The sequence below is a fragment of the Streptomyces sp. NPDC018263 genome, from assembly GCF_055562575.1.
Window position 1 is genome coordinate 130,027 of the sequence record NZ_JBVHFA010000002.1, and the last position, 17,310, is coordinate 147,336.

General features: G+C 71.7%; 17 protein-coding genes and 1 tRNA gene. 12 read left to right on the top strand and 6 right to left on the bottom strand.

Translation table 11 applies throughout. The features are described 5' to 3' along the window. The first annotated feature begins 6 nt into the window (after positions 1 to 6). The 7 genes from ACZ3HQ_RS05420 (at position 7) to ACZ3HQ_RS05450 (ending at position 7,977) form a co-directional block, all read left to right on the top strand. Positions 7 to 357: a (2Fe-2S) ferredoxin domain-containing protein gene (locus ACZ3HQ_RS05420; RefSeq protein WP_467508219.1), complete on the top strand. Its 351-nt coding sequence runs from the start codon at positions 7 to 9 to the stop codon at positions 355 to 357. Positions 358 to 533: 176 nt separating this feature from the next. Next, entirely contained in the window at positions 534 to 2,321 is a 1,788-nt protein-coding gene (locus ACZ3HQ_RS05425; RefSeq protein WP_467508221.1) for an FAD-binding dehydrogenase, read from the top strand. A 254-nt stretch (positions 2,322 to 2,575) separates the two neighbouring features. Then, on the top strand, positions 2,576 to 3,961 hold the full coding sequence (locus ACZ3HQ_RS05430; protein ID WP_467508223.1) for an amino acid permease: 1,386 nt from the start codon (positions 2,576 to 2,578) through the stop codon (positions 3,959 to 3,961). Positions 3,962 to 4,115: 154 nt separating this feature from the next. Beyond that, the gene (locus tag ACZ3HQ_RS05435; protein WP_467508225.1) at positions 4,116 to 4,970 is read left to right on the top strand and encodes an alpha/beta hydrolase; all 855 of its coding nucleotides are present in this window, start codon (positions 4,116 to 4,118) and stop codon (positions 4,968 to 4,970) included. Between the two features lie 108 nt (positions 4,971 to 5,078). Continuing rightward, positions 5,079 to 6,098: a sugar ABC transporter substrate-binding protein gene (locus ACZ3HQ_RS05440; protein WP_467508227.1), complete on the top strand. Its 1,020-nt coding sequence runs from the start codon at positions 5,079 to 5,081 to the stop codon at positions 6,096 to 6,098. Next, positions 6,098 to 7,156 (top strand): ABC transporter permease, encoded by a 1,059-nt coding sequence (locus tag ACZ3HQ_RS05445; protein ID WP_467508229.1) that lies wholly within the window; start codon positions 6,098 to 6,100, stop codon positions 7,154 to 7,156. Before ACZ3HQ_RS05440 ends, ACZ3HQ_RS05445 begins: the two co-directional genes overlap by 1 nt. A gap of 5 nt (positions 7,157 to 7,161) precedes the next feature. Continuing rightward, the gene (locus ACZ3HQ_RS05450; RefSeq protein ID WP_467508231.1) at positions 7,162 to 7,977 is read left to right on the top strand and encodes an ATP-binding cassette domain-containing protein; all 816 of its coding nucleotides are present in this window, start codon (positions 7,162 to 7,164) and stop codon (positions 7,975 to 7,977) included. A 7-nt stretch (positions 7,978 to 7,984) separates the two neighbouring features. Here the strand turns inward: ACZ3HQ_RS05450 and ACZ3HQ_RS05455 are convergent, their stop codons facing one another. Next, entirely contained in the window at positions 7,985 to 9,013 is a 1,029-nt protein-coding gene (locus ACZ3HQ_RS05455; protein WP_467508233.1) for an alcohol dehydrogenase catalytic domain-containing protein, read from the bottom strand. A gap of 122 nt (positions 9,014 to 9,135) precedes the next feature. On the opposite strand from ACZ3HQ_RS05455, the gene ACZ3HQ_RS05460 reads away from it, so the two are divergent. Together ACZ3HQ_RS05460 and ACZ3HQ_RS05465 are read left to right on the top strand one after the other, a co-directional pair. Further along, a complete protein-coding gene (locus ACZ3HQ_RS05460; RefSeq protein WP_467508235.1) occupies positions 9,136 to 10,005 on the top strand; it encodes a helix-turn-helix transcriptional regulator in 870 nt (289 codons plus the stop codon). Continuing rightward, a complete protein-coding gene (locus tag ACZ3HQ_RS05465; protein ID WP_467508237.1) occupies positions 10,002 to 10,547 on the top strand; it encodes an AAA family ATPase in 546 nt (181 codons plus the stop codon). Before ACZ3HQ_RS05460 ends, ACZ3HQ_RS05465 begins: the two co-directional genes overlap by 4 nt. A gap of 37 nt (positions 10,548 to 10,584) precedes the next feature. Here ACZ3HQ_RS05465 and ACZ3HQ_RS05470 read toward each other — a convergent pair whose 3' ends face one another. Then, positions 10,585 to 11,589: a Gfo/Idh/MocA family protein gene (locus ACZ3HQ_RS05470; RefSeq protein WP_467508239.1), complete on the bottom strand. Its 1,005-nt coding sequence runs from the start codon at positions 11,587 to 11,589 to the stop codon at positions 10,585 to 10,587. A gap of 43 nt (positions 11,590 to 11,632) precedes the next feature. Then, positions 11,633 to 12,793: a Gfo/Idh/MocA family protein gene (locus ACZ3HQ_RS05475; RefSeq protein WP_467509047.1), complete on the bottom strand. Its 1,161-nt coding sequence runs from the start codon at positions 12,791 to 12,793 to the stop codon at positions 11,633 to 11,635. A gap of 140 nt (positions 12,794 to 12,933) precedes the next feature. On the opposite strand from ACZ3HQ_RS05475, the gene ACZ3HQ_RS05480 reads away from it, so the two are divergent. Then, on the top strand, positions 12,934 to 13,452 hold the full coding sequence (locus ACZ3HQ_RS05480) for a hypothetical protein (RefSeq protein WP_467508241.1): 519 nt from the start codon (positions 12,934 to 12,936) through the stop codon (positions 13,450 to 13,452). A gap of 68 nt (positions 13,453 to 13,520) precedes the next feature. Further along, positions 13,521 to 13,594 (top strand) — tRNA-Pro (locus ACZ3HQ_RS05485). Between the two features lie 88 nt (positions 13,595 to 13,682). On the opposite strand, the gene ACZ3HQ_RS05490 is transcribed toward ACZ3HQ_RS05485, so the two are convergent. The 3 genes from ACZ3HQ_RS05490 to ACZ3HQ_RS05500 all read right to left on the bottom strand — a co-directional run bounded on the left by ACZ3HQ_RS05490 (position 13,683) and on the right by ACZ3HQ_RS05500 (position 16,359). Continuing rightward, entirely contained in the window at positions 13,683 to 14,759 is a 1,077-nt protein-coding gene (locus ACZ3HQ_RS05490) for a hypothetical protein (protein ID WP_467509048.1), read from the bottom strand. Positions 14,760 to 15,156: 397 nt separating this feature from the next. Next, the gene (locus ACZ3HQ_RS05495; protein WP_467508243.1) at positions 15,157 to 15,855 is read right to left on the bottom strand and encodes a class F sortase; all 699 of its coding nucleotides are present in this window, start codon (positions 15,853 to 15,855) and stop codon (positions 15,157 to 15,159) included. A gap of 15 nt (positions 15,856 to 15,870) precedes the next feature. Beyond that, positions 15,871 to 16,359, bottom strand: coding sequence for a sortase (locus ACZ3HQ_RS05500; protein WP_467508245.1), 489 nt, complete (start codon positions 16,357 to 16,359; stop codon positions 15,871 to 15,873). Between the two features lie 600 nt (positions 16,360 to 16,959). On the opposite strand from ACZ3HQ_RS05500, the gene ACZ3HQ_RS05505 reads away from it, so the two are divergent. Next, the gene (locus tag ACZ3HQ_RS05505; RefSeq protein ID WP_467508247.1) at positions 16,960 to 17,304 is read left to right on the top strand and encodes an SAV_915 family protein; all 345 of its coding nucleotides are present in this window, start codon (positions 16,960 to 16,962) and stop codon (positions 17,302 to 17,304) included. Positions 17,305 to 17,310 lie beyond the last annotated feature (6 nt).

The window sequence follows — 17,310 nt, forward strand, 5'->3', positions numbered from 1 at the left end:
CACGGCATGCCCGAGATGAAGCCCGCCCCCTGCCGGATCGTGGTGTGCCGGGACTGCTGCTGCGGAAGTCCCAAGGTGACCGGGGTCGACCACGCCGCGCAGACCGCCCGGCTCGCCGAGGGCGCGCCCGTGCGGATATCCGACTGTCTCGACGTGTGCGACCAGGCCAATGTGATCGTCGTCCAGCCCTCCGCCGCCGGACGCGCGGCCGGGGGTCGCCCGGTCTGGCTCGGTCTCGTCAACGACGCGGACGCCACCGAGGACATCCTCGGCTGGGTGCGGGACGGCGGACCGGGTGTCGCCCCGCTGCCGGACATCCTCGATCTGTACGCCTTCACCCCGCCCGGCAGGCCGTAACTCGCTTACGCCGCAACAGAGTTGACGCACGACACTGGTCGCCCCGCACCCCCTGGGCTACCGTCGGTAACACCTGCCGACGGCGATCGTCAGCACGTCCTTCCTGCCTCGGCAGCCTTCGTTCGTCACCCCGCACCGCCGGTATCCGGTGGACGAAATCCTGACGAAAGGCAGCCATGGACAACCCCATCGCTCCCACAGGCATCACCCGTCGCCGCGCCCTCACCGTCACCGGTGGGATGCTCGCCGGGGCCGCGCTGTCCGCCCACGCCTTCCCGGCCTTCGCCGGGGAGTCGCAGGACGCGGACGCGATCGTCGTCGGGCACGGCCTCGCGGGACTGGTCGCCACGGCCGAACTCGCCGCCGCCGGACGCAAGGTGCTGCTGCTGGACCAGGAGCCGGAGGCCAGTCTCGGCGGGCAGGCGTTCTGGTCGTTCGGCGGCCTGTTCTTCGTCAACTCCGAGGAGCAGCGGCTGATGGGCGTCAAGGACACCCACGACCTCGCCTGGCAGGACTGGCTGGGCAGCGCCGGGTTCGACCGGGGCGTGGCCGACCCGGCGGGCCAGGACCACTGGGCGTACAAGTGGGCCGAGGCGTATGTGGACTTCGCGTCCGGGGAGAAGCGGTCCTGGCTCGCCGGGCTGGGTGTGCAGTGGTTCCCCATCGTCGGCTGGGCCGAGCGCGGCGGGGGACTCGCGGACGGACACGGCAACTCGGTGCCGCGCTTCCATGTCACCTGGGGCACCGGTCCGGCCGTGGTCGAGCCGTTCGAGAAGAAGGTGCGGGCGGCGGTGGCGGCCGGGAAGGTCGGCTTCAGATTCCGGCACCGGGTCGACGGCATCGTCACCACGGGCGGCGCCGTCACCGGCGTACGCGGAGCCGTCCTCGAACCCAGCGGCGCGGCGCGCGGCAAGCCCAGCTCCCGTACCGTGACCGGCGAGTTCGAGCTGCGCGCGCCGGTCGTGGTGGTCACCTCCGGCGGCATCGGCGCCAACCACGACCTCGTACGCCAGAACTGGCCCGCCCGGCTCGGGACGCCGCCGAAGACCATGGTCACCGGGGTGCCCGCGCACGTCGACGGGCGGATGCTCGCCATCACCGAGCGGGCGGGCGGCCGCATCGTCAACCCGGACCGGATGTGGCACTACACCGAGGGGCTGCGCAACTACGACCCCATCTGGCCCGGCCACGGCATCCGCATCCTGCCCGGACCGTCCTCCATGTGGTTCGACGCCACAGGAAAGCGCTTCGGCACCCCTGACATCCCCGGCTACGACACCCTGCACACCCTCGGCTCGATCACCGCCTCCGGCTACGACTACTCATGGTTCGTGACCACACAGAAGATCATCGCCAAGGAGTTCGCGCTCTCCGGCTCGGAGCAGAACCCGGACCTCACCGACAAGAACGTCTGGCAGTTGCTCTCCCGGATCTGGCAGACGCCCGAGCCGATCGAGAAGTTCAAGAAGAACGGCGCCGACTTCGTGGTCGCCACCACCCTGTCCGAGCTGGTCGCCGGGATGAACAGGCTGACCGGCGACAACCTGATCGACCTGGCCCGGCTGAAGGGGCAGATCGAGGCCCGCGACCGCGAGATGGACAACCCGTACACCAAGGACGTGCAGGTCATGGGTGTCCGCAACGCTCTCGCCTACATCGGGGACTCGCTCAGCCGGACCGCGCCCGCGCACAAGATCCTCGATCCGTCGGCCGGCCCGCTGATCGCCGTCCGGCTCAACGTGCTCACCCGCAAGACCCTCGGCGGGCTCCAGACCGACCTCTCCGGACGTGTGCTGAGTGCCTCCGGTGAACCGGTGCCGGGGCTGTACGCGGCCGGGGAGGTCGCCGGTTTCGGCGGCGGGGGAGTGCACGGTTACCGCTCGCTGGAGGGCACCTTCCTCGGCGGCTGCCTCTTCTCCGGACGGCAGGCGGGCCGGGCGGCGGCCGCGGCGACAGCGACCTGAGGGGGATTACGGGGTCGGCGGAATGGGTGAACATCTGTCGGTGTCAAGCCCCCGTAAGCGCGGTTTTTGCGTGATCGCATGGACGGGACGGGACAAGAAGCGGTGATTTGGCGGCGAGTCGGGGCATCACCGACCATTGGGCTGGCCCGGTGCTCCGGGACCCCCGTTCACCTGGCCTTTTCCGTGAGCCAGGTCACCCCCGTCCCCCCACCCGTGCCGGTCACGGCACGTTCCGCGAGAGGTAACCCCCACCCATGCAGGTCACCGGGACCGCTCCGGCGACGAGCCCCCTCGGCACCCCGGCCGAGGCACCGGGCGGCGACGCGACCAGGCACGCCCGCCGCTTCGGGCTGCCCGTCGCCACCGCCCTGGTCATGGGCAACATCATCGGCGGAGGCATCTTCCTGCTCCCCGCCTCCGTCGCCCCCTACGGCACGGTCAGCCTGGTCGCCCTCGGCGTCCTCACGGTCGGCGCCATCGCGCTCGCCCTGGTCTTCGGCCGGCTCGCCCAGCGCGACCCGCGCACCGGCGGGCCGTACGTCTACGCCCGCGAGGCGTTCGGCGACTTCGCCGGATTCCTCGCGGCCTGGGCGTACTGGATCACCACCTGGGTGTCCAACGCCGCGCTCGCCGTCGCCGCCGTGGGCTATCTCGACGTACTGATCCCGGTCAGCCACCACCGCTGGACCGCGTGCCTCGCGGCCCTGGTCATCCAGTGGCTCCCGGCCCTCGCCAACTTCGCCGGCACCCGCTGGGTGGGCGCCGTGCAGCTCGTCTCCACGGTGCTGAAGTTCGTACCGCTGCTGCTCGTGGCGGTCGGCGGGCTGTTCTTCTTCGACCCGGACAAGCTGGGCCCGTTCAACGCGGGCGGCGGCAGCCCGATCGGCGCGATCTCCGCGTCCGCCGCACTGCTGCTGTACTCCTACCTCGGCGTGGAGTCCGCAGCCGTCAGCGCGGGCGAGGTCAGCGACGCCCGCCGCAACGTCGGCCGGGCCACCGTGATCGGCACCGCGGGCGCCGCGCTCGTCTACCTGCTCGGCACGGTCGCGGTCTTCGGGACCGTCGCCCACACCAGCCTGGTCAAGTCGACCGCGCCCTTCTCCGACGCCGTGAACGCCATGTTCGGCGGCACCTGGGGCGGCTGGGCCGTGGCGCTGGCGGCGCTGGTCTCGATGACCGGCTGCCTCAACGGCTGGACCCTGCTCAGCGCGCAGACCCCGTACGCCGCCGCGCGCGACGGGCTCTTCCCGGCCGCCTTCACCCGGCGCCGGCGCGGGGTGCCGACCGTGGGCGTCGGCGTGACGGTCGTCCTGTCCTCGCTGCTGACCGTCTACAACTTCATGGCCGGTTCGGCGCACGTCTTCGAGGTCCTGGTGCTGGTCACCACCTTCACCGCGACCGTGCCGTACCTGCTGGCCACGGCCGCGCAGCTTCACCACCTCGCCTCCGGCCGCCGCGACGAGGTCGACGGACGGCGGCTGGTGCGCGACGCGGTGATCGCCGCCGTCGCCGCGGGCTTCTCCATCTGGCTGGTCGCGGGCGCGGGCTACGCGGCGGTCTACCAGGGCGTGCTGTTCCTGTTCGTCGGCATCCTGGTCTACGCCGTGATGGCCGGACGACGGCGCCGCGCCGACGCCTGAGCCCCCGAGCCCGGCGGCCTCCTAGGAGACCGCCGGGCTTCGGCGTACCCGCCACCCGCACAAGCGGAGCGCCTCCTACCGCTGGTGCCGGTGATCTTCGGCCGCTTACGGTGGCCCACCGACGACGGGTCCCGCGGGCAGGAGTGATCAGACGGTGCAGCCGACCTTCGTACTGGTGCATGGAGCCTTCGCCAACTCCTTCTCCTTCGCGCCGCTCCAGGCCGAGCTGGGCCTGCTCGGGCACCGTTCGGTCGCCGTCGACCTGCCCGGCCACGGCTTCGCGGCGACCTACCCGCACGCCTACCAGGCCCCGCAGGACCCCGAGGCCCTCGCCGCCGCGCCCGGTGCGATCAAGGGCGTCACGCTCGCCGACAACGCGGCCCACCTGATCGGGGTGCTGGAGCGGGCCAAGGCCAACGGTCCCGTCATCCTCGTCTCGCACAGCCGGGGCGGCGCCACGGCCACCGCCGCCGCCAACGCGCGCCCTGACCTGATCGACCGGCTGGTCTACGTCTCCGCGTGGTGCCCGGTCACCCTGGACGTGGGCGACTACTACGCCGAGCCCGAGATGGCCGCGGTGGACGCCGCCTCGCTCACCCTGGCCCTCGCCGGAAACCCCGCCGAACTGGGCCTGCTCCGCGTCAACTTCCGCACCGCCGACCCCGGGGCCCTCGGCGCGCTCAAGGCCGCCTTCCTCGCGGACGGCACCGACGACGAGTTCCTCGCCTTCCTGAACACCTTCCAGCCGGACGAGAACCTCGACGCGGGCACCTCCGCGGACCGGGCCCGCGCCGACACCTGGGGCCGAATCCCGAAGACCTACGTCCGCCTCGCCGACGACGCCAGCATGCCGCTCGCCCTCCAGGACCGGCTGATCCGCGAGGGCGACGAGCTGACCCCGGACAACCCCTACGACGTACGGACCCTCGCCGGCAGCCATCTGAAGTGGCTGGTCGACCCGGCACCGGCGGCCCGCGTCCTCGGGGAGCTCGCCGCACTCACCGGCTGACCGGTCGGCATGTCTGGACAAACCATTGACAGCGGACGGCACAGGGACTTGTATCCCGTCCCGACGCAACAGCGCTCACCCTTCCCAGCACAGTGAGGTGCAGGACAGATGGACCGCTCTTCTCGCTCGCGCTCGCGCCGACCGGCCTTCGTCGTCGCGGTGGCCGCCGCCGCGGCCCTCACCCTCGCCGGCTGCTCCAGCGGTTCCGGCGGGAAGAAGGCGGCGGAGGGAGGGTCGGGGGCACCGGCCGGCAAGGCCGACACCCCCCGGATGACGGTCGCCCTGGTCACCCACCAGGCGCCCGGTGACACCTTCTGGGACATCGTCCGCAAGGGCGCCGAGGCGGCCGCCGCCAAGGACAACATCAAGCTCGTCTACTCCGCGGACCCGAGCGCGGGCACCCAGGCCAACCTGGTGCAGAACGCCGTCGACCAGAAGGTGGACGGCATCGCGCTCACCCTGGCCAAGCCCGGCGCCATGAAGGACGTCATCGCCAAGGCGAACGCGGCGAAGATACCCGTGGTCGGCCTCAACTCCGGTCTCAGCGACTGGAGGAAGCTCGGACTGCTCCAGTTCTTCGGGCAGGACGAGAGCGTGGCGGGCGAGGCGCTCGGCAAGAAGCTGAACGAGGTCGGCGCCAAGAACGTCGTGTGTGTGATCCACGAGCAGGGCAACGTCGGCCTCACCCAGCGCTGCGACGGCGTGAAGAAGACCTTCTCCGGCAAGACCGAGACGCTGTACGTCAACGGCACCGACCGGCCCTCCGTGCAGTCCACCATCACCGCCAAGCTGAAGCAGGACAGCTCCCTCGACCATGTCGTCACCCTCGGCGCCCCCTTCGCGCTGACCGCCGTGCAGTCCGTCGCCGAGGCGGGCGGCAAGGCCGAGGTCGCCACCTTCGACCTCAACAAGGACCTGACCGGCGCCATCAAGAAGGGCACCATCGAGTTCGCCGTCGACCAGCAGCCCTACCTCCAGGGCTACTTGGCCGTCGACTCGCTGTGGCTGTACAAGAACAACGGCAACTACAGCGGGGGCGGCGAGCAGCCGGTGCTCACCGGTCCGGCGTTCGTGGACAAGTCCAACGTGGACCGGGTCGCCGAGTTCGCGGCGAAGGGCACCCGCTGATGAGCACCGCCCAGCGGACCGAACCGGCCTCCGGCCCGGTGGCCCGTCCGGCGCCGGGCGCCGGGCGGCCGCTCGCGCTGCGGCTGGTGGCCCGGCCCGAAGTGGGCGTCTTCCTGGGCGCGTCGGCCGTCATGGTGTTCTTCCTGATCGCCGCGCCCTCGCTGCGCCAGGGCGACTCGATGGCCACCGTGCTCTACCAGTGCTCCACCATCGGGCTGATGGCGCTGCCGGTCGCGCTGCTGATGATCGGCGGGGAGTTCGACCTGTCCTCGGGCGTCGCCGTCATCACCTCGGCGCTCACCGCGAGCATGCTCAGCTACCAACTCACGGTGAACGTCTGGACCGGCGTCCTCGTCTCCCTCGTCCTCTCCCTGGCCATCGGCGCCTTCAACGGCTGGATGGTGGTGCGCACCAAGCTGCCCAGCTTCCTGGTCACGCTCGGCACCTTCCTGATCCTCCAGGGCGTCAACCTCGCCGTGACCAAGCTGGTCACCGGCAACGTCGCCACCGACGACATCAGCGACATGGACGGGTTCGGCCAGGCCAAGGCGGTCTTCGCCTCCTCGGTCGACATCGGGGGCGTCCAGGTGAAGATCACCGTCTTCTACTGGCTGGTCTTCGCCGTGCTCGCCACCTGGGTGCTGCTGCGCACCAAGTACGGCAACTGGATCTTCGCCGTCGGCGGCAGCAAGGAGAGCGCCCGCGCGGTGGGCGTCCGGGTCGACTTCACCAAGATCACGCTGTTCATGCTGGTCAGCTTCGGCGCCTGGTTCGTCGGCATGCACAACCTGTTCGCCTTCAACACCGTGCAGTCCGGCGAGGGCGTGGGCCAGGAGCTGATCTACATCGCGGCCGCGGTGATCGGTGGCTGTCTGCTCACCGGCGGCTCGGGCTCCGCGATCGGGCCGGTCTTCGGCGCCTTCATGTTCGGCATGGTCAACCAGGGCATCGTCTTCGCGGGCTGGAACCCCGACTGGTTCAAGGCGTTCCTCGGCGTGATGCTGCTCGGCGCCGTCCTGATCAATCTGTGGGTCCAGCGTACGGCGACCCGGAGGTGAGTGAGATGACCGACCAAAACACCGCCCCGCTGGTGGAGTTGCGCGACGCGGGCAAGTCGTACGGCAATGTGCGCGCCCTGCACGGCGTCGACCTGGCCGTGCACGCGGGCCGGGTCGCCTGTGTGCTCGGGGACAACGGCGCGGGCAAGTCCACCCTGATCAAAATCATCTCGGCGCTGCACCGGCACACCGAGGGCGAATTCCTCGTGGACGGCGAGCCGGTGAGCTTCGGCAGCCCGCGCGACGCCCTCGCCAAGGGCATCGCCGCCGTCTACCAGGACCTCGCCACCATCCCGCTCATGCCGGTCTGGCGGAACTTCTTCCTCGGCTCCGAACTCACCAAGGGGCCCTGGCCGTTGCGCCGGCTGGACATCGCCCGGATGAAGGAGACCGCCGACCGCGAGCTGCGGGAGATGGGCATCGCGCTGGACGACCTGGAGCAGCCGATCGGCACCCTCTCCGGAGGTCAGCGCCAGTGCGTGGCCATCGCCCGCGCCGTCCACTTCGGCGCCCGCGTACTGATCCTGGACGAGCCGACCGCCGCGCTCGGCGTCAAGCAGTCCGGGGTGGTCCTCAAGTACATCGCCGCCGCCCGCGAGCGGGGTCTCGGCGTCATCTTCATCACCCACAACCCCCACCACGCCTACATGGTCGGCGACCACTTCAGCGTCCTGCGCCTCGGCACGCTCGAACTCGGCGCGGCACGGGGGGACATCACACTGGAGGACCTGACCGACCACATGGCGGGCGGTGCGGAACTCGCCTCACTCAAGCACGAGTTGGCGCAGGTGCGGGGCGTGGACGTGGCGGAGCTGCCGTGACGTCGGCCTACGGGCGGATGAGTGCCTTGAGGACCCGGCGTCCGGCCATGGCCCGGTAGGCTTCCGGCGCCTGGTCCAGGGGGAATTGACGGTCGAAGACGCGGCCGGGGTCGATCGTGCCGTCCAGGACGTCGGGCAGCAGGTGCTCGATGTGGGCGCGGGCCGGGCTCGCGCCGCCGGTCAGGGTGACGTTGCGCCGGAACTCCGTTCGGCCGAGCGGCCCTTGCTCGTACTGGGGGACACCGAGGCGGCTGATCGTGCCGCCGTCCAGGACCGTACCGAGGGCGGTGTCGAGGGCCTCGCGGGTGCCGACGGCCTCGATCACCTTGCCGACCCCGCCGGTGAGGTCACGGACGCGGGCTACGCCCTCCGCGCCTCGCTCGGGGACGACGTCGGTGGCACCGAACTCCCGGCCGAGGTCCGTGCGTTGCCCGTGGCGGCCGGCCAGGACGATCCGCTCGGCGCCCAGGCGCCGGGCGGCGATCACCGCGCAGAGGCCGACCGCGCCGTCCCCGATGACCAGCACCGTGTCACCGCGTCGGACGCCCGCGGTGACCGCGCCGTGGTGACCGGTGGTCATCACGTCCGACAGGGCCAGCAGCGAGGGCACCAGGGCGGAGTCGGCGGCCACGGGCAGCTTGACCAGGGTGCCGTCCGCGTGGGGCACGCGGACCGCTTCGCCCTGGCCGCCGTCGACACCGTCGAAGCCGTACCGGCCTCCCTCGCGGCACGAGATGTGCAGGCCGCCGGCGCAGTAGTCGCAGGTGTTGTCGCAGTAGGTGAAGGGCGACACGACCAGGTCGCCCGGCTTCAGCCCCCGCACCTGAGCGCCCGTCTCCTCCACGACACCGAGGAACTCGTGCCCCATGGGGCGCCCGGTGTCGGTGGCGGGCATCGAACCGTACGGCCACAGGTCGCTGCCGCACACGCACGCGGCGACCGTGCGGACCACGGCGTCGGTCGGCTGGACGATCTTCGGGTCGGGCCGGTCCTCGACACGGACGTCTCCGGCTCCGTACATCACTGCTGCGCGCATGACTGCTCCTGTAAGAGGGGGCTCCACCTTCACCCAGCCGGTGCCCCGGGCGGCAGGGCGGGCTCTTCGGGGGTAATGACAGAACCCCTCTCGTACGCGCCCCGCCGGGGGAGACTGGGGGAATGGCATCAGACAGCGAGAGCGCCGAACTGGGCCGCTTCCTGCGCGCCCGCCGCACCGGGACGAGCCCCCGGCACGTCGGCCTCACCATCGGCCCCGGCATCCGCCGCACCCCCGGCCTGCGCCGCGAGGAGCTGGCCACGCTCGCCGGCATCAGCATCGACTACTACGTACGCCTGGAGCGCGGCAAGGAGACCCGGCCCAGCCCCGCCGTCTGCGACTCGCTCGCCCGCGCCCTGCGCATGGACGACCAGGAGCACCACCATCTGCGCCAACTCGCCGCCCGCGCCGCCCGTTACGTCCCCGAGCCGCCGCCCGCGCCCAGCCGCACGGTACGGCCGCACCTGAAGCTGCTGCTCGAATCGCTGCGCCCCTACCCGGCCTATGTCATCAGCCGAAGCATGGACCTGCTCGCCTGGAACCCCGGCGGCCTCGCACTCTACGCGGGCATCGCCGACTGGCCGGCCACCCAGCGCAACCTCGCCCGCTACTTCTTCCTGCACCCCGCGGCCCGCGACCTCTTCACCGACTGGGAGCAGCAGATCACCGGCTGCGTCTCCCGCCTCCGCGCCGTCGCCGGCACCGCCCCGGACGCCCCCGACCTCACCCACCTCGTCGGCGAACTCCTGCTCAAGAGCCCGGAGTTCGCCGGACTGTGGGAGCGGTACGAAGTGACCCGGCGCAAACCCGCCACCAAGACCTTCCACCACCCCGAGGTCGGCACGGTCACCCTCACCTCCCAGGTCCTGCACGTCGAAGCCACCCCCGGCCAGCGCATCGGCCTCTACACCGCCGAACCCGGCACCCCCGAACACGACGCGCTCCTCCTGCTCGACATGACCGCGCCGCACCCCGCGCCCGCCCCCTCATGACGACCGGCACCGACGAGACCCGGCTGATCGTCATCCGGGGCAACAGCGCCTCGGGCAAGTCCTCGATCGCGGCCGGGCTCCGCCAACGGTTCGGCCGCAACCTCGCCCTCGTCGGCCAGGACAACCTCCGCCGCGACGTACTCCGCGAGCGAGACCGCCCCGGCGCGGCCAACATCGGCCTGATCGGCCTGACGGCCCGCTACGCGCTGGACGCCGGGTTCCACACGGTCGTCGAGGGCATCCTCCACGCCGACCGCTACGCCGCGATGCTGACGGACCTCGTACGCGAGCACCGGGGCGTCTCCCGCTGCTACTACCTGGACGTGCCGCTCACCGAGACCTTCGCCCGGCACGCGACGAAGGCCGACGCGGCCTGTCTGTCCCAGGTCACCGACGACCACCTGCGCGACTGGTACCGGGAACGGGACCTGCTTCCCGGCGGACTCGAGACCGTCATCGACGCGAGCAGTGCCCTGGCGGAGTCCGTGACGCGGATCATGCGCGAATCGGGGCTGGACCGGATACCGCCGGTCGACCGCTGAGGCCTCGACTCCGCCGTCGTACACCGCGCCCGAGCCCTCAGCCGGCGCGGACCTCCGTCAGGGGCACCGGCCGGTGCTCGCGCAGCGAGCGCGTGCACGCCTCCGCGATCCAGGCCGCCTCCAACGCCTCCTCGACCGTGCAGGGTGAGGGGCGGGTACCGGCCACCACCTCGGTGAACGCGGTGAGTTCGGCGCGGTAGGCGTCGGTGAAGCGGTCCAGGAAGAAGTCGTGCGGGACGCCCGAGGGGAAGGTGACGCCGGGCTCGGCCGAGCGGATCGGCAGCCGGTCGTCCAGGCCGACCGCGAGGGAGTCCGCGAAGCCGAGCAGTTCCATGCGCACGTCGTGACCCCGCGCGTTGTGGCGGGAGTTGGAGACCACCGCGATCGTTCCGTCGTCCAGCGTGAGGACCGCGCTCGTGGTGTCGGCGTCGCCCGCCTCCCCGATGTACGCGGCACCCCGGTTGCCGCCGACCGCGTACACCTCGGTCACCTCGCGGCCGGTCACCCAGCGGATCATGTCGAAGTCGTGCACGGAGCAGTCCCGGAAGATGCCACCGGAGGCGGCGACGTACGCGGCGGGCGGCGGGGCCGGGTCCAGGGTGGTGGAGCGCACCGTGTGCAGCTTGCCCAGCTCGCCGGAGCGGACGGCGGCGCGCGCGGCCATGAAACCGGCGTCGAAACGGCGGTTGAACCCGATCTGGATCGGCACCCCGCTCTCCCGCACGGAGTCCAGCACCGCCACGCCCTCCGCGATCGTGCCGGCCACCGGCTTCTCGCAGAACACCGGCACCCCCGCCGCGACCCCGGCCCGGATCAGCGCCGGGTGGGCGTCGGTGGCGGCCGCGATCACCAGGCCGTCGACCCCGGCCGCGAGCAGCGCCTCCGGGGAGTCCGCGACCTGGGCCCCGTACCGTTCGGCGGCCGCCTTCGCCGCGTCCGCGACCGGGTCGGCGACGACGAGGGAGGTGACGGCGTCCAGCGCGGACAGGGTCCCGGCGTGGAAGGCGCCGATGCGGCCGAGGCCGAGAATTCCGATACGCATGTGCTCAACTGCTCCTCGCGTGTGCTGTGACAGGGGCCGCGCTTCAGCTCATCGGCAGGTCGACCCACCCCCGGCTCTCGGCCGACACCGCCATCGCGTCCAGCACACCGGCCGCGCGCACCGCGTCCGCGAGCGTGGCGCCGTACGGCTTGCCCTCCGCGACCGAGCGGAGGAAGCGGTACGCCTCGATGACCTTCAGGTCGTCGTAGCCCATCGCGTTGGCCGCGCCGGGCTGGAAGGCGGCGAACTCGCCGTCGCCCGGGCCGACGTACACCGTGCTCACCGGCTGGTCCTGGTACAACCCGCCCCGGCTGACGCGGAGTTCGTTCATCCGGCGGAAGTCCCAGAACACCGCGCCCTCGGTGCCGTGCACCTCGAAGCCGTAGTTGTTCTGCTCACCGACCGACACCCGGCACGCCTCCAGCACGCCACGGGCGCCCGAGGCGAAGCGCAGCAGGCAGCTCACGTAGTCCTCGTTCTCCACCGGACCGCGCTCGCCGCCCGCCGCGCGGGTGTGTCCGGCGGTGGCGCCGGTGGGGCGGGAGCGCTCGGGCACGAACACCGCCGTGTCGGCGGCCAGCGACGCGATGTCCCCGAGCAGGAAGTACGCGAGGTCGGCGCCGTGCGAGGCCAGGTCGCCCAGCACCCCGCTGCCGCCCCGGCTGCGCTCGTACCGCCAGGTCAGGGCACCGTCCGGGTGCGCGGCGTAGTCACTGAGCAGCCGGACGCGGGCGTGGGTGATCCGGCCGATCCCGCCGGAGGCGATCAGCTCGCGGGCGGCCTCCACGGCGGGCGCGTTGCGGTAGTTGAAGCCGACCGCCGCCTGGACACCCGCCGCGGCCACCGCGTCCGCGACCGCGCGGGCGTCCGCTCCGCTCAGCCCGACCGGCTTCTCGATCCAGAGGTGCTTGCCCGCCTGCGCCATCGTGACGCCGATCTCGCGGTGCAGGAAGTTCGGCGCGGTGACGCTGACGGCGCCCACGCGGGGGTCGGCGGCGACCTCGCGCCAGTCACGGGTGGCGGTGGCGAATCCGTACTGCGCGGCCGCCTCCTCCGCCAGCCCCGGCACCTCCTCGGCGACCGTCACCAGCTCAGGGCGCAGGGGGAGCCGGGGGTAGTGGTGCGGCAGACGGGCGTACGCCCGGGTGTGCACCCGGCCCATCCAGCCGAAACCGACGACGGCGACACCCAGCGCATCCACGATGACAGCCCTTCTCCGGACCAGATCCACATCTGCCGGGCCCACCTTTGTGCGGACAAATGCCGGGTGTCAACCCTGGTGCGCGGCCCTGACCGGTGCACACCGGCGTGCGGGGGCGCGAGGGCCGGGTGATCGTGGGAGGCATGGCTGCTGACCCGACGGCGGAGACCGGCGCACCCCGGCCGCGGCGCGACACCCGCGAGTCCGTCCTGTTCGGCGGGGTGTACGGCGCCGTCCTGGCCAGCTCCCTGGTCGCCGCGCTCACCCAGCACGGGCACGGCACGGCGGCCAGCCGCCGCTACGACGCGCTGTGGGTGCTGGTCACCGCGTTCGCCTCCGCCTTCGCCCACGGCTACGCCCACCACATCGCCGAACGCGGCCCCCGGCGCCGGGGCGAGGTGCTGCGCGCCCTGCGCGACGAGTGGCCGCTCGTCGCGGCCGTCCTGCCGACCGTGCTCCTGCTGGCCGGCGCGGGGTGGGGGTGGTGGCCGCCGGGCGACGTCGAGTACCCCGCGCTCTACCTCAACATCGCCATCCTCTTCACCCTCGGCGTGATCACCGCCCGCTGGGCCTCCCGCCGCTGGCCCGCCGCCCTCCTCATCGGCCTCGCCGACGCCCTCCTCGGCTTCGTCGTGGTCATCGCCAACGCCCTCATCAAGTGACCGGGCACCGCCGCGGGTGCGGTAGGGTTGACCTGCGTGATCACGCGGAACGCTCCGCCGGATCACCTCGGGACGTGGCGCAGCTTGGTAGCGCACTTGACTGGGGGTCAAGGGGTCGCAGGTTCAAATCCTGTCGTCCCGACTTGTGAGAGTCGCAGCTCAGGGCCGGTATCAGAGAAATCTGACACCGGCCCTCAGCCGTTCTCGGGGCCAGCGGGGGAACCGGCAGCTCATCGGATCAGGTCGGTGTGCGGATGCTCGGGGGAGGTCGGGCAGATGTAGATCTGCATGTTGTCGGTGCTGCCGACTTCGACCTTGGTCGGCCCCGCCGGGCTCTGGCCACAGCAATTCCCGGCGGCGCGGGCGGCGGCCTGTTCTTCGCACGGCGCCCAACTGTGCCCCTCACCGCCGTCCCATTCGCGGGAGGCGATGGTCAGCAGCGGGACCATCCGCGCGTCACAGACAGCGCAGTGGCGGGGGTTGGGATCGGTGCGGCCCCACGGAGGCCAGCCGCCGACCTTCCAGCCGGGCGCGTCAGCCAGATGGACGTTGTAGAAGTCCTGCGGACAGTCCGCGTGCTCGGAGCCGTCCAGATCGGCGCCGGCCGCCTGCCATCTGCTCAAGTCCTCCACCATCCGCTGCATCTGCGGGCTCAGATCGAGGCTGTTGGGGTACTCGGTGATCGCTTCCGGTGCGAGCACGCACGGCTCCGGCAGATAGCCGTCATCGTTCACCTCGTACGGTTCGGGCGGTGTGGCGAGGGTGTCGACGACCTCGGCGGCGGACCGCCAGAACAGTGCGGTCGACGGCTTGTGATGCGGCTCGTGGTCGTAGGGGCACCACAGGACCTGGAGCAGATCGGCCTGGCCGGGCGGCCGCAACAGGGGTATGTCGCGCAGATATAGCTGGGCCACGGGCAGCATGGGGACCGGGCAGTCCGCGGGGGGAGGGCCGGCGGTGAATCGCTCCGCGAGCATCGCGGCGTTCCGCTCCTTGGCCGCCGCCTCCTCGGGCGTTGTCCCACGGCCGTTGTGATCACTGTGCCACCGGGCCTGCATGCGTCTCTTGAGCCGCACATCGGCCGGCGACTGGCGGAACCCGCTGTCCACGTGCAGGTGCGAGGCTGCACAGTGCGGCCACGGCTCCTCAGCCGGCCACAGCAACGGGCCCCCGACCGAGCTCTCCCCGACCGAAGGCGATCCGGGGCGAGGGTGCAGCCGAATCGCGGGACGCGCCAACGGCGCCAGTTCGGGAAAAACCGCGGTCACGTCCACGGGCCGCGGCGGAGTAGTACGTACGAGAACCATGCCGGTGATACTTTCACCCGCCACTGACAACCCCTGACCGCCTCAACCAGCCTCGGTGAAAACGGCGTTCGCGGTGGCCAGGGTGGGGGGCGTCCAGCGCCGCCTGTTCGGTCGATGGTGGTGTGACGGGAGAGGACCCCGTCCGCAGTGCGGCGCGGGCCCATCTGTCGCAATTGATCGAGCTGTTCGGCACGGACGGGTGCCTACGGATCGGTACGGCCCCTGCTGAACCCGGGCCGCCCGTCGTCGGCGGAGAGCCCGAGGACGACGAACCGGGGCTTCGTCGTCTCACGGCCGCCTCACACCTTCGGCCACTGCCGCGCCGCGGGCTCCCTCGTACTTGCTGACCCGCCGCAGGGCTACTCCTGCCGCCTGCATGGGGGAGTTGCCGCTCGGCCTACGTCACGCCTGTCAGCGTCGCGTAGACCACGATGTTGCTCTGGTAGCCGGTGCCCTTGACGTAGCGGCCGCCGCAGGTGATCAACCGGAGTTCGGGCCGGCCGGTACTGCCGTAGACCTTCTCGCTGGGGAAGTTCTTCCGGTCGTGCAGCTCGACGGCGCGGACGGTGAACACCGCTGTCCGCCGGTCCGCTCGGCTGATCTCGATGGTCGCGCCCTCGGTGAGGTCGCCGAGGTCGTAGAAGACGCCGGGGCCGCCGGTGGGGGTGTCCACGTGCCCGGTGGCGACGGCAGTTCCCGCTGAGCCGGGAGGCGTGCCGTCGCCGTACCAGCCGGCGACGCCGGGAGTCGACGCGGCCGGGGCCCGCAGCGCCCCGGCCGCGTCGAGCCCCACTCGTGCCATCGGCGCGTTCACGCCGATGGCATCGATCCGCAGCCGGACCGGCTCCGCGGGAGCCAGCGCAGGGACCGCGAGGCGGGCCGGGTCCGCAGTGGCTCCTGGGGGGCGGCCGGAGTGCACAGCGGTCGAGCCCGCCTGCGGCGGCCGGCGCTGGGACGGGCCCTCTTCGCTCACGCCGGAGATCAGCAGCACCGTACCCGCCACCATGGCGCAGGCCAGGCCGAGCCGTGCGCACAGGTACGGATCACCGGAAGCGCTGATACGACGTCCGAGTCTCAGCCCGAGTCCAGGTGCCATCGCCAGGCTCGACGGTCAGGCTCGGATGTCGTCCGGGCGGCGCCGCATCAGCACCAGCCCGCCCGCGGCGGCCGTGGCCAGCAGTCCGCCGCCCAGGGCGAGCCCCGCGCCGGTGTCCTCGGCCGGCCCGAATCCGGCGTTGACCGAGCCCTTCGGAGAGTGACCGGTGACCTGGTACGTCTCCGTGACTTTGGTCAGTGGCGGACATTTCAGGGTGACGGTGTCACTGCCCGCCCTGGCTCCCTCCGGGATCTGGAACTCGCCGGTGAGCTCCCCCTCCTCGTCACTCTGGAAGAGGTGGAAATCCCCGCCAAGCTCCGACCGCCCCTTGCCGTAGTCCGCGTCGGGGTCGCAGGCGCTCGTACTGACCGTGACCGTGGAGCCCGGCGCGGCGTTCCACGGGTGGATACGGACATCCGAGTCCTCGGCCGCAGCGACCGGTATCTGCAGTCCGAGGGCGCCGAGAGTCAGGCCGATACCTGCACCTATGTGTCTGTAACGCATATGAATCCTCCAACGGAACGGTGTCCGGCCTACCCGGCGCGGCGCATCTTTCGCGCTCTGTCCACGAGGCAACCGACAGCCCGCGGGTTCCGCAACCTGGCGCATCGCCACATATGTCGCCCAGTCAGGTGCTGAGACGGTCCTCCTGGGCATCCCTGCGCAGGTCACCGACGCGGAGATCATCTACAGCGACCACCCGCGTCCGCGTCGCCATCATGGTGAACGGCCGCCAGGGCGATGGGCGCCGCACGTTCCCGTGGATTCCTGCATCTGCTCCGCATCACCTACCGAGGGCCGCGCGGGAGCAGCCCTGGCGTGCAGGCTGCCGATGCGGCGTGGACGCGGCGGTCGCTGTACGGGGTGAGCGAGCGGTCGGCCGTCCTTCGGAACTTCCGCTCCGAGTCGGGACCGGACTCCGCTCGCCCCCTCACCATCCGCGTCAGTGATCCGTCAAGGCCGCCCCCGCCGGTGTCAGTGTCGCGTCAGGGGCGGGACGGAGGGGGGAGGGGCGGGGCATACCGTCGAGTGCGAGCCCCGGTCCGCCTCCCCGCGGCCGGGGCCTCCCACCCGCTTCTTCCGTACGCCTTCGGGAGGCACCGCATGGCAGAACTCCTCTTCGGTGACGATCCTGAGCCCTCCGATCGGTTCCCGGCCGGGCCCCTGTACGTCCCGGTCCGGCCGGGTCCCTTCGGATGCGCCGCCCGGCTCTTCCGGACCGCGCTCGGCGAGCGCACCGCCGTCGGTTTCACGTCCATGGGCCGGTTGAAGGCCACCCTCGGGGACGATCAGGAGGCGATCCGTCTCGCCGAGCCCGCCCTGCGCGCGCTCACCGACCCGCTGGGCGTCACCTCGGTCGTCGTGGACCCGCAGTTCACCGCCCCGGCTCCAGCCCCGGTCACCCCCGTCACGCCCCTGGCCTCCGCCGGCGTGCTGCGTATCGCCTGAGAGGGG